This window comes from Variovorax sp. GW822-FHT04A09 (assembly GCF_058801005.1).
Genome location: NZ_JBXAMV010000001.1, coordinates 870,142 through 884,644, shown reverse-complemented (window position 1 = coordinate 884,644; position 14,503 = coordinate 870,142). Strand labels below are relative to the sequence as shown.

The following is a 14,503-nucleotide window of genomic DNA, read 5'->3' as shown; positions in this document are numbered from 1 at the left end:
CGAGCAGACCCGAACCCATGAAGCGTGCGCGATGGCAGACCGCAATCCATGGCGTGGCCATCGCGGCATTGGCCGCCGGGCTCGCCGCCTGTCAACCTGAGCCGACGGCCACGGCCACCGCCCCGGCGGTCGAGGTGCCCGCATCGGCCGCCTCGGCACCCGCTGCCGTTGCGCCGCCTGTGGTCGCGGCACCGGTCGGCATCCCGGCCGCGCTGCAGGCGCGCGCCGACGCCCTGCTCGCCGCGCACCGCCAGATGATCGTGCTGATGACCGGCGAACGTGCGCTCGAGGCGGCCGAGAAGCGCGCCGTCAGCGCCGTCGGGCAGCAGCTGTTCCACGAGATGCAGGAGCGCCAGCAGGCGCTGATCGCCCAGGCCGCGGACATGACGGACCCCGCCGCGGTGGCGGGCCTGAACGCGCTGCTGGACCGCATCGAGAGCGAGCCCAGCTGGTTCGACGCCGACCGGCTGGCGTTCAAGGAGTTCCTGTCCGAGCTGAGCACGCGCTACAGCCAGGCGCAGTCGCTGTCCGGGCTCAAGCTCGGCCGCCGCGCCAGCGAAGACCTGGCCGTGCTCGCCGAGATCGAGCAGGCCTACGACCGCGAGCTGAAAGACGTGTTCGGCCGCTTCGCGCAGCGCGGCATCGAGCCCAAGCGCGAGAAATGGGCCGACTACGTGGCCAAGTTGCAGGGCCTGTACTCGCGCGAGCAGATCCTGAAAGACTTCGGCGCCATCGTTCCCTACACGCAGCCCCCGGGCGGCGCCAAGGAAAAGGACAGCGCGGACGCACGCGAGATCTTCGGCACCTCGCTGCCCGCCAAGACCGTCGTACTCACCTTCGACGACGGCCCGCACGCCAAACACACCGACGAGATCCTGGAGATATTGAAGCGCTACGACGCGCCCGCCATCTTCTTCCAGCTCGGGCGCAACCTGGGCAAGCTCGACGCGCAGGGCAAGGCCCAGCTCAGCGCCACCGGCGCGGCGGCCAAGCGCGTGCTGGCCGCCGGCCACGTGCTCGCCAACCACAGTTTCAGCCACGGCATGATGGCCAAGATGACCGACGACGCGGTGCGCGTCGAAGCCAGCGAGACCGAAGCGCTGCTCGACGCCACCGGCCGGCCGCAGTCCACCCTGTTTCGCTTTCCGTACGGCGCGCGCAACGAGGCCAAGCTGAGCACGGTCGAGGCGCTCAAGCTGCGCTCCATGATGTGGACCGTCGACTCCATGGACTGGGCCGACCCGGTGCCCAAGTCGATCGCCGACCGCGTGCTGGCCGAGGTCGACAAGGCCAAGCGCGGCGTCATCCTGTTCCACGACATCCAGGGCCGCACCGTGCAGGCCTTGCCCACCGTGCTCGACCAGCTGGTGGCCGACGGTTACCGCTTCGCCACCTGGCGCGACGGCAAGTTCGTCGTCAGCGCGTCGAAAAAGGCGGCGCCCGACGACGGCGTGGCGGCCACCTCGGGCGACACGCTCTACCGCGAGAGCCACGCGCTGGTGATCGGCATCGACAAGTACGCCAAATGGCCCGGCCTGCACCACGCGGTGCCCGACGCCAAGGCGATGGAGCAGCTGCTCGTGACGCGCTTCGGCTTCAAGCCCGAGAACATCACGGCGCTGTATGACGACCAGGCCACGCGCGCCAACATCCTGCGCGCGCTGAACGAAAAGCTGACCGACGGCAAGCGCGTGAAGCGCGACGACCGCGTGCTGGTGTTCTTTGCCGGCCACGGCAGCACGCGCAAGCTCGCGAGCGGGCGCGACGTCGGCTACATCGTGCCGGTCGACGCCACGCTGGACAACCTGCCCTCCGACGCCATCTCGATGCCGCAGCTGCAGGAGGTGGCCGAGGCGCTGTCGGCCAAGCACGTGCTGTTCCTCGTGGACGCCTGCTACTCGGGCCTGGGCCTCACGCGCGGCGGTGCGGCGCAGGGCAACAAGAACTTCCTGACCGACAACGCGCGCCGCATCGGCCGCCAGATGCTCACCGCCGGCGGCGCCGACCAGCAGGTGGCCGACGACGGCCCCGGCGGCCACTCGGTCTTCACCTGGACGATGCTGCAGGCGCTGTCGGGCAAGGCCGACCTGAACGGCGACAACGTCATCACCGGCACCGAACTCGCGGCCTACGTGGCGCCGGCGGTCTCGGCCATCGCGCGGCAGACGCCGGCCTTCGGCAGCCTGCCGGGCTCGGAGGGCGGCGAGTTCGTGTTCGCGCTGCCCGTCGAACGCGAAGGCCTCAGCGGCGACAGCCTGCAGCTCGACGCCGCCGCCAGCCAGGTCAACAAGCGCATCGACCAGGCCAACGAGCAGGCCGTGCATGCGGCGGCCGTACCCAAGACGGCCAAGGCGACCAAGGCCGGCCCGCCCGCCGTCGAGGTGGTGGTGAAGAACCTCGAGGGCGCCGACACCAAGCTGACCATGCCAGCCGCTGCGCCGCTCACGCCGCGCGTGGCCGCCCAGCGCGCCAACGACCGCGGCCTGCAGCTGTACCGCGAGCGCCGCTACGACGAGGCCGAAGCCGCCTTCACCGAGGCGCTGAAGCTGCAGCCGCGCTTTGCACTCGCGGCCAACAACCTCGGTTTCGTGTACTTCAAGCGCGGCAAGCCGGTCGAGGCCGCGCGCTGGTTCGAGCAGGCCATCGACATGGACGGCAGCCGCGCCCTCGCCTACCTGAACCTGGGCGATGCCTACCTGCAGGCCGGCAACGACGCCAAGGCGCTCGCCGCCTACACCACCTTCGTCGGCCTGGCACCGAAGCACGCGCGCGTCGCCGCGTTGCAGGCCTGGATCGCCACGCCCGACGCCGCACACCGCCCCTCACTCCCGCCCACCAACTCCTGATGCCCATGACGAACACTTCCTCGCTTCTCCAGCGTCTGCGCGGCCCGGTCCTGGCCGCCGCGCTCGGCCTCGTGCTGACGGGCTGCGTCGGCGTCTACAAGTCGGACGTCGTCAGCATCAACAGCAGCACGCGGCTGGACGACACGCCGCGCCTGGCCGTGATCTCGGCCTTCGAGCCCGAGCTCAAGCTGCTGCTCACGCGCCTGCAGGCCCCCCGCCAACACAGCGTGAACGGTGTCGAGTTCACCACCGGCACGCTCGAAGGCAAGCCCGTGGTGCTGTTCCTCTCGGGCATCAGCATGACGAACGCGACCATGAACACGCAGCTGGTGCTCAACCGCTTTCGCATCAGCGGCATCGTGTTCAGCGGCATCGCGGGCGGCGTGAATCCGTCGCTGCACGTGGGCGACGTGACGGTGCCGGCCCAGTGGGGCCAGTACCTCGAGGTGCTCATGGCGCGCGAGACCGCACCCGGCAAGTACAGCGCGCCGCCCTTCATCACCGACGCCACGCTGCCCAACTTCGGCATGAACTTCCCGCGCCCGGTCGAGGTGCGCTCGGCCGCCAAGCCGGGCATCGAGCGCAAGTTCTGGTTCGCGGCCGATCCGAAGATGCTCGAGGTGGCGCGCAGCATCCGCAACGTCGAGCTGGCGAACTGCGGCGCCGGCAAGTGCCTGCCGCGCAAGCCGCAGCTGGTGGTGGGCGGCAACGGCGTGTCGGGCCAGGCCTTCATGGACAACAAGGCCTACCGCGAATACACCTACAAGACCTTCCAGGCCAACGTGCTCGACATGGAGACCGCCGCCGTGGGCATGGTCGCCTACAGCAATGGCGTGCCCTACATCGCCTTCCGCTCGCTGAGCGACCTCGCGGGCGGCGGCGACGGCGAGAACGAGATGGGCACCTTCATGAGCATCGCGGCCGACAACTCGGCCAAGGTCATGCTGGCCTTCCTGGCCGCGTGGAAGTGACGGTGGCGCCCGGGCGCCTGCCTCGTCTTGTGTTGCTGCCGGGCATGGACGGCACCGGCGATCTCTTCGCGCCGCTGGCGCAGGCCCTGGGGCCGCAGGCCGCCATCGACGTCGTGCGCTACCCGGGCCGCGAGGTGCTGGGCTACGACGAACTCGAGCCGCTGGTGCGCGCGCAACTGCCGACGCAGCAGCCTTTCGTGCTGCTCGGCGAATCGTTTTCCGGGCCGCTGGCCATTTCCCTCGCAGCCTCGCGCCCGCCGGGGTTGCGCGGCCTCATCCTGTGCTGCAGCTTCGCGCGCCGGCCCGCGCCCGGCCTGGCGCTGATGCGCGCGGGCCTGCTCGACCTGTCGATGCGCCTGCTGCATTCGAAGCTCATGCGCGCGCCGATGCGGCACCTGCTGCTGGGCGGCTCGGCGTCGCCGCAGCTGTCGGACATGCTCCAGGCTTCGCTGAAGCAGGTGTCGGTCGCGGTCATGACCCACCGCATGAGGGAAGTGCAGCGCGTCGACGTGCGCAACAAGCTGCCGCGGGTCGGCGTGCCCGCCATGTATTTGCAGGCGCTGCAGGACCGCGTGGTGCCGCGCCGCGCGGTGGCCGCCATTCAGCGCGGGCTGTCGGCGTTGCACCTGGTGCAGCTCGACGGCCCCCACGGCCTGCTGCAGGCCTCGCCCGCCGCCTCCGCCCGGGCCATCGAAAATTTCTGCCGCGACCTGCCGTCGCCACCTGCCTGCTCATGAACCCCACCGTGCTCCGCCTCCTGGGCATCACCAAGCGTTTCGGCCCGCTCGTGGCCAACGACGCCATCTCCCTCGACCTGCAGGCCGGCGAAGTGCTCGCGCTGCTGGGCGAGAACGGCGCCGGCAAGTCGACGCTGATGTCGATCCTGTTCGGCCACTATGTCGCCGACGAAGGCCGCATCGAAGTCTTCGGCTCGGCCCTGCCGCCCGGCAACCCCAAGGCCGCACTGGCCGCCGGCGTGGGCATGGTGCACCAGCACTTCACGCTGGCCGACAACCTCAGCGTGCTCGACAACGTGACGATGGGCACCGAGCCGCTGTGGCGCCCGGTCTCGCGCCGCGCGGCCGCCCGTGCGCGGCTGCTCAAGGTCGCTCAGCGCTTCGGCCTGCCGGTGCAACCCGACGCGACCATCGGCAGCCTCTCGGTCGGCGAGCGCCAGCGCGTGGAGATTCTCAAGGCGCTGTACCGCGGCGCGCGCATCCTGATCCTCGACGAGCCGACGGCCGTGCTCACGCCGCAGGAGAGCGAGGCGCTGTTCGCCACGCTCGCACAGATGGTGGCGCAGGGCCTGTCGGTCATCTTCATCAGCCACAAGCTCGGCGAGGTGTTGCGCGTGTCGCAGCGCATCGCGGTGCTGCGCGGCGGCAAGCTCGTCGCCGAGGCGCGCACGGCCGACACCACGCAGGCGCAGCTCGCGCTGTGGATGGTCGGCCATGCAGTCGAGGCACCGCAGCGCCGGCCCGCGAAGTCGGTGGGCGACGCGGTCTGCGTGCTCGACCACGTGAGCACCGCCTCGACGAAAGACGGCGGGCAGGACCGCCTGCGCGAGGTGTCGCTCACGCTGCGCGCGGGCGAAATCACCGCCATCGCGGGCGTCTCCGGCAACGGACAGGTCGCGCTGGCCGAGCTGCTGAGCGGCACGCGCCGCGCCGTCTCCGGCAGCGCGCAGTTCATGGGCCGCGCGTTGCCGCCCTCGCCCGCCCGGCTGGTGCAGCGCGGCGTCGCACGCATCCCCGAAGACCGGCACGCGGTCGGCGTGGTCGGCGACCTGCCGGTGTGGGAGAACGCGGTGTCCGAGCGGCTGCGCAGCCCGGTGTTTTCGCGCTGGTCGTTCATCGTGCGGCGCGCCGCCGCGCGGCTGCACGCCCGGCGCATCGAAAAAGCCTTCGACGTGCGCGGCGCCGGCCTGATGTCGCCGGCCCGCTCGCTCTCGGGCGGCAACATGCAGAAACTGATCCTGGGGCGGGCGCTGCTGGCGCCCGAGCAAGCGGAACAAGACACCGACAACAAGAAATACCCGAACCGCGCCCCGCGCCTCATCGTGGCGCACCAGCCGACCTGGGGCCTGGACATCGGCGCCGTCGCCTACGTGCAGCAGCAGCTCATCGCCGCGCGCGATGCCGGCGCGGCGGTGCTCGTCATTTCCGACGACCTCGACGAAGTGCTCGCGCTTGGCGACCGCGTGGCCGTGATGCACGGCGGCCACCTCGGCGAAGCGCGCCCGGCCGCGGCCTGGACGCGCGAGGCCATCGGCCTGGCGATGGCCGGCGCCACCGCGCCGCAACGCCCGGGAGCCGCCGCATGATGCGCCTCGAACGACGCCACGAAAGCTCGCGCGCCGCGCTGGTGCTGGCCCCCATCGGCGCGGTCGTGTTCACGCTGCTGGTGAGCGCACTGCTCGTGCGCTGGGCCGGCGCGCCGGTCGGGCGCACCTATGCGCTGCTGCTGCAGGGCGGCTTCGGCTCGGTGTTCGCATGGAGCGAGACGCTGACGCGGGCCATTCCGCTCATCCTCACCGGCCTGGCCGCCACGGTCGCGTTCAAGGCGCGGCTCTTCAACATCGGCGCCGAGGGGCAGCTGTTCGCGGGCGCGCTGGCCGCCGTGGCCGTGGGCGGCATGCATGGCGGCACGGGCTTCGAGCTGTCGCCGTGGGTGCTGTTCCCGCTGATGATGCTGGCCGCTGCGGTGGCCGGTGCGCTGATGCTGCTGGGCCCGGCGCTCATGAAGAACAAGCTCGGCGTCGACGAAGTGGTCACGACGCTGCTCATCAACTTCATCGTGCTGCTCGGCGTGTCGGCGCTGCTCGACGGGCCGATGAAAGACCCGAGCGCGATGGGCTGGCCGCAGAGCGTGTCGCTGCAGTCCGACCTGGAGCTGGGCAAGCTCATCGCGCAGACGCGCGTGCACACCGGGCTGCTGTGGGCGGTGTCGCTCGCGGTGATCGTGTGGGCGATCTTCAAGTACACGGTGCTGGGCTTCGACATCCGCGCCGTGGGCGCCAATGCGCGCGCCGCCGCCTTCGCCGGCGTGCCGGTGACGCGCACCGTGGTGATGGTGGCGCTGCTCTCGGGCGCGCTGGCCGGGCTGGCCGGCGCCATCGAAGTGGCAGGCCGCACGAGCTACGTCACGCTCGACATGTCGCCGGGCTACGGCTACACCGGCATCGTGATCGCGATGCTCGCCGGTCTGCACCCGCTGGGCGTGATCGCCGCCGGCGTGTTCGTGGCCGGCGTGCTGGTCGGCGCCGACACCATGAGCCGCGCCGTGGGCGTGCCGACCTACATCGCCGACGTGATCGTCGCGGCCTCGCTGATCGCGGTGCTGGTGGCCACGCTGCTCACGCAGTACCGCGTGCGGGTGACGAAATGACCGACCTGCTCGACATTCTTTCCAACCCCGCCTTCTGGGTCGCGGTGCTGCGCATCGCTACGCCGCTCATCCTGGGCACGCTGGGCGTGCTGCTGTGCGAACGCGCGGGCGTGCTCAACCTGGGCATCGAGGGGATCATGGTCGCGGGCGCCTTCACCGGCTGGCTCGCGGTGTATGCCGGCGCGCCGCTGTGGGCCGGCGTCGGCGTGGCCGCGCTCACGGGCATGGTGTTCGGCTTGCTGCATGCCTTTTTGACCGTCGGGCTTGCGCTGTCGCAGCACGTCTCGGGGCTGGGCATCACGTTATTGGCCACAGCGCTGAGCTACTTCGGCTACCGCGTGAGCTTTCCGAAGGTGAACACGCCGCCGACCATCACGCCCTTCGCGCCGATGGAATGGTTGCCCGTGCCCATCCTCGGCGCGCAGACCGCGCTCACGCTGTTCGCGCTGCTGCTGGTGCCCGCGGTGGCCTGGGTGCTGTACCGCACACCGCTGGGCCTGGCGCTGCGCATGGTGGGCGAGAACCCGCAGGCGGCCGAGAGCCAGGGCGTGTCGGTCGCGGCCACGCGCACCGGCGCCATCGTGGCGGGCTCGGCGCTGATGGGTGTGGCCGGCGCGTTCCTCACGCTGTCGGCCTTCAACGCCTTCTTCTTCAACATGGTGAACGGGCGCGGCTGGATCTGCGTGGCGCTGGTGGTGTTCGCCTCGTGGCGGCCCGGCAAGGCCCTGCTCGGGGCGTTGCTGTTCGCGTTCTTCGACGCGCTGCAGCTGCGGCTGCAACAATCGGGCGATGCCGTGCTGCCTTACCAGCTGTACCTGATGCTGCCCTACCTGCTGTCGATCCTGGCGCTGGTGCTGGTGGCGCGCAAGGCCAGCTACCCGCAGGCGCTGATGAAACCCTACCGCAAGGGAGAACGCTGACATGCCGATGACGCGGCCCCGCCTCCGTCGCCTGCTGGCCACCGCGCTGCTCGCCCTGGCCGGCAATGGCGCTCATGCATTGGGTGTCGACTACGGCCCCGAGCGCTTCGCCACCCACGACGCCGTCACCTGGGTGCAGACCTGCGGCACCTGGGGCACCGACCACCGCGGCACCTACCGCGTGGTCCACGCCGAAGCCTTCGCGCAGTCGTTCCTTTACGTGCAGTGGATGGCGCGCGGCGAGGCCGACCGCAGCTACAGCCTGTACGCCGTGCACACCACCGCCATCGCCGAGCTCGACAACGACCACGCGGAAATCTCCCTGAGCGAACTCACCTGCCGCGCCACGCCGCGCGGCATCGTGGTGACGGCCAAGGCCGACTCGGGCCACGACGACAAGCTGCGCCGCGTGACCATCGAGGTCGGGCCGGCCGCAGGGCAATACCGCTTCCGCGCGCAGCGCACGCGCTGAGCGCCCTTTAAAAAAACACCCCACCGATGCTCGACCTCCTCATCACCAACGCCACCCTCCCCGACGGCCGCACCGGCATGTCGGTCGCCGTGCAGGACAGCCGCATCGCCGAGGTCACGCCCGGCCTGGCCGCGCCCGCGCACGAGACGCTCGACGCCCAGGGCCTGCTGCTCGCGCCGCATTTCGTCGACCCGCATTTCCACATGGACGCCACGCTGAGCTACGGCCAGCCGCGCGTCAACCAGAGCGGCACGCTGCTCGAAGGCATCGCGCTGTGGGGCGAGCTCAAGCCGCTGCTCACGGCCGATGCGCTCATCGAACGCGCGCTCGCGTATTGCGACTGGGCCGTGGCCAAGGGCCTGCTGGCGATCCGCTCGCACGTGGACACGAGCGACCCCAGCCTGCTCGCGGTCGATGCGCTGCTCGAGGTGAAGCGCCAGGTGGCGCCCTACATCGACCTGCAGCTGGTGGCGTTTCCGCAGGATGGCGTGCTGCGCTCGCCGGGCGGCGTCGACAACCTGACGCGCGCGCTCGACAAGGGCGTGGACGTGGTCGGCGGCATTCCGCATTTCGAGCGCACCATGGCCGACGGCGCGGCCAGCGTGAAGCTGCTGTGCGAGCTGGCCGCCGAGCGCGGCAAGCTGGTCGACATGCACTGCGACGAGTCGGACGACCCGCTCTCGCGCCACATCGAGACCCTGGCCGCCGAAACGCTGCGCCTGGGCCTGCAGGGCCGCGTGACGGGCTCGCACTGCACCTCGATGCACTCGATGGACAACTACTACGTGAGCAAGCTGCTGCCGCTGATCGCCGAGAGCGGCGTGAGCGTGGTGTCGAACCCGCTCATCAACATCACGCTGCAAGGCCGCCACGACAGCTACCCCAAGCGCCGCGGCATGACGCGCGTGCCCGAGCTGCTGGCGGCCGGCGTCAACGTCGCCTTCGGCCACGACTGCGTGATGGACCCGTGGTACGGCATGGGCTCGGGCGACATGCTCGAGGTGGCCCACATGGGCCTGCACGTGGCGCAGATGACCGGCCAGGCCGGCATCCACCAGTGCTTCGAGGCCGTGACCACGCGCGCGGCGCGCGTGATGCACCTGGACGGCTACGGCCTGGAAGCCGGCTGCGACGCCAGCTTCGTGCTGCTGCAGGCACGCGACCCGGTCGAGGCCATCCGCCTGCGCGCGACGCGGCTCAAGGTGTTCCGCAAGGGCCGGCTGCTGGCCGAGACGCCCGCGGCCACGGCCGCGCTGCACCTGCCGGGACGCGGCGGCCGCACGCGATGGATGCTCGGCGAGCGCTGACCCGGTGGCGGCTGGACAGGCGCCGCGCCTGCCGCGAACATCCGGGTTCCCCGATGACAAGGACACCCGACATGAGCGCCCCACCCCTGCTGCGCACGCTGTTCCAGTACCACGCGTGGGCCAACGACGAGCTGCTGGACCGCATGGCCAGCCTCGACCCCGTGCAGCACGCCGACGCCCGGCATGCCGCGATCCGCGTGGTCAACCATGCCCATGTGGTGAACCGGATCTTCGCGGGCCACCTCACGGGCACGCCGCACGGCTTCACCGACGACAACACGCCTGAAACGCCCGCGCTGGCCGACCTGCGCGCGGCCGTGGCCGAGTCCGACCGCTGGTACCTCGCCTACCTGGACACGCTCACGCCGGCGCTGCTGGCCGAGTCGTTGCCCTTCGTGTTCACCGACGGCGACAAGGGCCGGATGACGCGCGAAGAGATGCTGGCTCATGTCGTGACGCACAACGGCTACCACCGGGGCGAAGCCGGCCGGCTGCTGGCGCAATGCGCGGTGCGCCCGCCGCGCGACACGCTGGCGGTGCACCTGCACCGCAGCGAACCCGCGCGCCGCGAGCGCTCCTAGGTCAGGCCGCGTGGGTGGTCGCGACGGTCATCTCGACCTCGACCGTCGCGTTCTTCGGCAGCGCATAGACGCCGACCGCCGTGCGCACATGCACGCCGGCCTCGCCGAACACGCGGTGCAGCAGGTCGGACGCGGCATCGGCCACCTCGCTTTGCTGCGTGAAGTCGGCGGTGCACTGCACGAACACGCCCACGCGCAGCACCTTCTCGACCGCATCGAGCGAACCGAGTGCGCGCCGAAGCAACGCGAGGCTGCGCAGCGCGCAGATCTGCGCGCCTTCGCGCGCGGTGTCGAGCGACACGGCATCGCCCACGCGGCCGGTGACGACCACCGTGGTGCCCACGCGCGGCACCTGGCCGCTGAGGTAGACGGTGCGGCCGTCGCGCACCAACGGCACGTAGTGGCCACCGGCCAGGATCTCGCCGTCGAAGCGGTGGCCCAGTTCGGCGGCAATCAGGTCGGCGATCTGGTCGCGGCTGTGTGGTTCTGTCATCGGATGTCCAGGAAAACGGACCGCCATTGTCGCCAACCGGTCGGGCGCGAACCGATACAGATCGGCCCCGCCGCAGGCAGAACAGTTCAGCCCTCGAACGCCAGGAACACCCGTCCGCCCTCGATCTTCACCGGGTAGGTGCGCAGGTCTTCGGTGAGCGGCGCGCACATGGCCTTGCCGCTGCGCACGTCGAAGCGGCCCTGGTGCAGCGGGCATTCGATCTCGTGGCCTTCGAGGAAACCGTCGCACAGCCGCGCATGGCCGTGCGTGCAGATGTTGTCGGTGGCGTGGATGCCGTCGTCGGTGCCGTACAGCGCGATGTCGCGCCCCTGCACCTCGATGCCGACCACGTCGTCGGCGGGAACGTCGTCGACCGCCGCGGCGTCGACCCAGGTCATCGTGCTCATCGTGTGCTCCCTTTGCTCAATCGGGCTTGAGGCCGGCGCGGTCGATCACCGGCTTCCAGCGGCGCAGTTCCTCGTCCATGAACTTCGACAGGCCTTCGGGCGTGCTGCCCACGGGGTCGAAGTACGCGGTCTGCAGGCGCTTGACCGTGTCGGGGTCTTTCAGCGCAGCCGCAATCTCGCGGCTCATGCGCTGTACCACGTCGTTCGGCGTGCCCTTGGGCGCCATGTAGGCGAACCATGGCACGGCCTGGATGTCGGGCAGGCCCGATTCGCGCAGCGTGGGCAGGTCGGGCAGCAGCGCCGAGCGCTCGGCCGAGGTGACGGCCAGCGCCTTCAGGCGCCCGGCCTTGGCCTGCGGCATCACGGTGACCGGTGGCAGGCAGGCGTACTGCACGTCGCCCTGCACGATGGCCGTCACGGCCTGGCCCGACGACGCGTACGGAATGTGCACCGCGAACGACTGCGTCTTGGCCTTGATGAGCTCCACGCCCAGGTGCGAGATCGAGCCGTTGCCGGTCGAGGCGAAGTTGAACTTGCCGGGGTTCTTCTTCATCGCGGCCAGCCAGCCCTTGACCGAATCGACGCCCATCGAATTGGAGACCGCGCAGACGTTCGGCGTGGTCGCGGCCAGCGACACGGGAACGAGGTCCTTGAACGGGTCGTACGGCAGGTTCTTGTAGAGGATGGTGTTGTAGACCAGCGGCGCGTTCACCGACAGCAGGAAGGTGTAGCCGTCGGGCTGCGCCTTCGAGACGGAATCGGTGCCGCTGTTGCCGCCCGCGCCGGGCTTGTTCTCGACGATCAGCGGCTGGCCGATGCGCGCCGCGAGCTTGTCGTTGACGATGCGTGCCAGGATGTCGGGCGACGAACCCGCCGCGAACGGCACCACGATGCGCACGGGGCGCTGCGGCCAGTCCTGCGCATGGGCGGCGGCGGCCATGGCCACGGCGGTGAGGGCGACGCAGAGGCGTGCGCGCGTCATGGCTGCACCTCCACGTCGACCATGCCCCGGTGGTCCTGCTGCTCGCGCGCGATGAAGCCCGCGATGAGCGCGCGGTAGGCGGCCTCGACCACCTCCGGGTAGGCGCCCTCCTTCTCGGCGAGCGCCTTCACCTTGTCGATCACTTCCTGCTGGCGCTGCGGCGCGGACACCTGGAAGGCGTCGCGCTTGAAGCGCGCGGCGTCCTTCACGTAGCGGCCGCGCTCGGCCAGCAGCGCGACGATCTGGCGGTCGAGCCGGTCGATGTTCTCGCGCACCTGCGCGAGGTTGGCGCACAGCGGCACGTAGGCCGGGTCGGTGAAGCGGCGCAACGGGGCACCGTGGGTCTCTGGTTCTCTTTCTGTCATGGCTGCGTTTCAGATGGGATAAATGATGGAGTTCGGGATCATTTCGCTGTCGAACACGCACAGGCGCGACGCGAATTTCAAGCCCTCGGGGGTCTGCACGACCTTGTCGATGTAGCGCCCCACATTGAACACGGTCGAGGGCCCGTCGAGCTTGGTGCGGAACACCGCGTAGTTGGCTTCGCTGTGGATGGTGCCGTCGTCGTCGACGCGGTGCACCAGCGGCAGGCCCACCACATGACGCTGGTAGTACGGGTCGTGGAACAGCGTCTCCTTGATGCCGTAGACGCGGTCTTCGAGCATGCCCCGGCTTTCGAACGAGAGCGTGGCCAGCGGCAGGCCGCGTTCGTGGTTCTCGCGCGGCTGCAGGCGGTAGCTGCACTGCTCGGTGAAGAACGCAGGCCACAGGTCCCAGTCGCCCGAATCGACGGCGTGCGCGTAGGCCGCGTACAGGCGCGACAGGTCGAGGTAGGTGGCGGTGTCAAGCGTGCTCATGCGGCCTCCATCACTTCACGCCAGTAGCGGTACATGCCGCGGATCAGCGTCTCGGTCACCATGTGGTCAGTGTTCTCCACCTCGCGCCCGCCGAGCTCGGCCAGCGTGCGGTGGTAGGGCTTCTGCTCGAAGCCTTCCTGCGAGAACTCGATCACCTCGCCGTCGTCGGCCGACACGAAGCCCGCCGGCCCGAACAGGTTGGCCTGGCGCAGGCGGCGCTGCGTCATCTCGGGCGTGTCGTCCTCGAAGCCGAAATGCGTCCACACGAAATCGAAGGCGTCGTGGCCCACGGGCTGGATGTGGCGCGTCGACACGCTGTTGACCTGCTGCTGCAGGATGAGACTGGGGAACAGCGTCATCATCACCGCCGTCGGCCCACCCCACCAGGGCTCGGGCACGATGTCCAGAAAGCGCGGGTCCTTGAGCTGCATGCTTTCCTTGAAGCTCGACACCTGCGTCACCTGCGCGGCCTTGCCGGCGCTGCCGCGCGTGGAGATCATGGCGGCGTGGCGGCCGCGCGCGTCCATCTTCAGCTCCGACTTGTTGTCGGCGCGCCAGAGCCCGAAGGTCACGAACCAGGTGTGCAGCAGGCCCGGGTGGTACGGGTCCTTGATGTTCTCCTGCATGAGCTTCCAGTTGCCCGGAATGCGCTGGCGGCTGTAGCCCAGGATGGTGAGCTTGCGGCCGTCGAACAGGCGGTCGAAGTAATGGAGGATGTCGGGGCCGAGAAAGTCCTCGAACGATTCGATGTCGTGGTCGAACGACGCAAACACCACGCCGCCGCGCGACGCGACCTTGAGCTTGTTCAGGCCGTGGTCCTCGGTCTTGAAGTCGGGCGGCATGCCGCCGTGCACCTTGCCGTCCTGCTTCACGCCGCGGCGGAACGGCACGCCCTGCAGGTCGCCCTTGAGCGTGTAGTTCCACTGGTGGTAGGGGCAGACGAACTCTTTCTTGTTGCCGTGGCGTTCGCGGCAGAACTGCATGCCGCGGTGGGCGCAGACGTTCTCGAACACATGGATGGCGCCTTCTTCGTCGCGCGACAGGATGACCGAGCGCTCGCCGATGGCGGTGCGCTTGAAATCGCCCGGGTTCGGGATCTCGGCTTCGAGGCCGACATAGCACCAGTGCTTGTCATAGAAGAAGCGCTGCAGCTCCTTCTTGTGCAGCGCCTCGTCGGTGTAGGCCATGAAGGGAATGCGGCTGGTCTTCTCGCTCTCCCAGCGCAGTTCGATGGGGAAGACGGCTGGCGTGGTCATCGGGTCTCCTTTTCTCTTGTTCGG

The 14,503-nt window shown here is 69.8% G+C and carries 15 protein-coding genes; 9 read left to right on the top strand and 6 right to left on the bottom strand.

The genetic code is table 11. From position 1 onward, the window contains the following. The first annotated feature begins 17 nt into the window (after positions 1-17). The 9 genes from AC1RLW_RS03965 (at position 18) to AC1RLW_RS03925 (ending at position 10,484) form a co-directional block, all read left to right on the top strand. On the top strand, positions 18-2,846 hold the full coding sequence (locus AC1RLW_RS03965; protein ID WP_493192265.1) for a polysaccharide deacetylase family protein: 2,829 nt from the start codon (positions 18-20) through the stop codon (positions 2,844-2,846). A 5-nt stretch (positions 2,847-2,851) separates the two neighbouring features. Next, complete coding sequence (locus AC1RLW_RS03960) at positions 2,852-3,817, top strand: 5'-methylthioadenosine/S-adenosylhomocysteine nucleosidase (RefSeq protein WP_493192264.1); 966 nt, start codon at positions 2,852-2,854, stop codon at positions 3,815-3,817. Further along, positions 3,808-4,554 carry an alpha/beta fold hydrolase gene (locus tag AC1RLW_RS03955; RefSeq protein ID WP_493192263.1) on the top strand — a complete coding sequence of 249 codons (747 nt, stop codon included), beginning with the start codon at positions 3,808-3,810 and terminating at the stop codon, positions 4,552-4,554. Before AC1RLW_RS03960 ends, AC1RLW_RS03955 begins: the two co-directional genes overlap by 10 nt. Continuing rightward, positions 4,551-6,140 (top strand): ABC transporter ATP-binding protein, encoded by a 1,590-nt coding sequence (locus AC1RLW_RS03950; RefSeq protein ID WP_493192262.1) that lies wholly within the window; start codon positions 4,551-4,553, stop codon positions 6,138-6,140. The genes AC1RLW_RS03955 and AC1RLW_RS03950 overlap by 4 nt, the downstream gene beginning before the upstream one ends. Continuing rightward, the gene (locus AC1RLW_RS03945; RefSeq protein WP_493193051.1) at positions 6,140-7,204 is read left to right on the top strand and encodes an ABC transporter permease; all 1,065 of its coding nucleotides are present in this window, start codon (positions 6,140-6,142) and stop codon (positions 7,202-7,204) included. Before AC1RLW_RS03950 ends, AC1RLW_RS03945 begins: the two co-directional genes overlap by 1 nt. Continuing rightward, the gene (locus AC1RLW_RS03940) at positions 7,201-8,124 is read left to right on the top strand and encodes an ABC transporter permease (RefSeq protein WP_493192261.1); all 924 of its coding nucleotides are present in this window, start codon (positions 7,201-7,203) and stop codon (positions 8,122-8,124) included. Before AC1RLW_RS03945 ends, AC1RLW_RS03940 begins: the two co-directional genes overlap by 4 nt. Position 8,125: 1 nt before the next feature. Next, on the top strand, positions 8,126-8,596 hold the full coding sequence (locus tag AC1RLW_RS03935) for a hypothetical protein (protein ID WP_493192260.1): 471 nt from the start codon (positions 8,126-8,128) through the stop codon (positions 8,594-8,596). A 26-nt stretch (positions 8,597-8,622) separates the two neighbouring features. After that, positions 8,623-9,903, top strand: coding sequence for an amidohydrolase family protein (locus AC1RLW_RS03930; RefSeq protein ID WP_493192259.1), 1,281 nt, complete (start codon positions 8,623-8,625; stop codon positions 9,901-9,903). Positions 9,904-9,974: 71 nt separating this feature from the next. Next, entirely contained in the window at positions 9,975-10,484 is a 510-nt protein-coding gene (locus AC1RLW_RS03925) for a DinB family protein (RefSeq protein ID WP_493192258.1), read from the top strand. A 1-nt stretch (position 10,485) separates the two neighbouring features. Here the strand turns inward: AC1RLW_RS03925 and AC1RLW_RS03920 are convergent, their stop codons facing one another. From AC1RLW_RS03920 to AC1RLW_RS03895, 6 genes are all read right to left on the bottom strand, one after another. Beyond that, positions 10,486-10,977, bottom strand: coding sequence for a RidA family protein (locus tag AC1RLW_RS03920; protein ID WP_062477794.1), 492 nt, complete (start codon positions 10,975-10,977; stop codon positions 10,486-10,488). Between the two features lie 86 nt (positions 10,978-11,063). Continuing rightward, positions 11,064-11,384, bottom strand: coding sequence for a non-heme iron oxygenase ferredoxin subunit (locus tag AC1RLW_RS03915; RefSeq protein ID WP_056580656.1), 321 nt, complete (start codon positions 11,382-11,384; stop codon positions 11,064-11,066). A 16-nt stretch (positions 11,385-11,400) separates the two neighbouring features. Beyond that, positions 11,401-12,366, bottom strand: coding sequence for a Bug family tripartite tricarboxylate transporter substrate binding protein (locus AC1RLW_RS03910; RefSeq protein ID WP_493192257.1), 966 nt, complete (start codon positions 12,364-12,366; stop codon positions 11,401-11,403). Then, on the bottom strand, positions 12,363-12,731 hold the full coding sequence (locus AC1RLW_RS03905) for a chorismate mutase (RefSeq protein ID WP_493192256.1): 369 nt from the start codon (positions 12,729-12,731) through the stop codon (positions 12,363-12,365). Before AC1RLW_RS03905 ends, AC1RLW_RS03910 begins: the two co-directional genes overlap by 4 nt. Positions 12,732-12,740: 9 nt before the next feature. Continuing rightward, positions 12,741-13,223 carry an aromatic-ring-hydroxylating dioxygenase subunit beta gene (locus tag AC1RLW_RS03900; protein WP_056580648.1) on the bottom strand — a complete coding sequence of 161 codons (483 nt, stop codon included), beginning with the start codon at positions 13,221-13,223 and terminating at the stop codon, positions 12,741-12,743. Beyond that, the gene (locus tag AC1RLW_RS03895; RefSeq protein ID WP_493192255.1) at positions 13,220-14,479 is read right to left on the bottom strand and encodes an aromatic ring-hydroxylating dioxygenase subunit alpha; all 1,260 of its coding nucleotides are present in this window, start codon (positions 14,477-14,479) and stop codon (positions 13,220-13,222) included. The genes AC1RLW_RS03900 and AC1RLW_RS03895 overlap by 4 nt, the downstream gene beginning before the upstream one ends. Between the last annotated feature and the right edge of the window lie 24 nt (positions 14,480-14,503).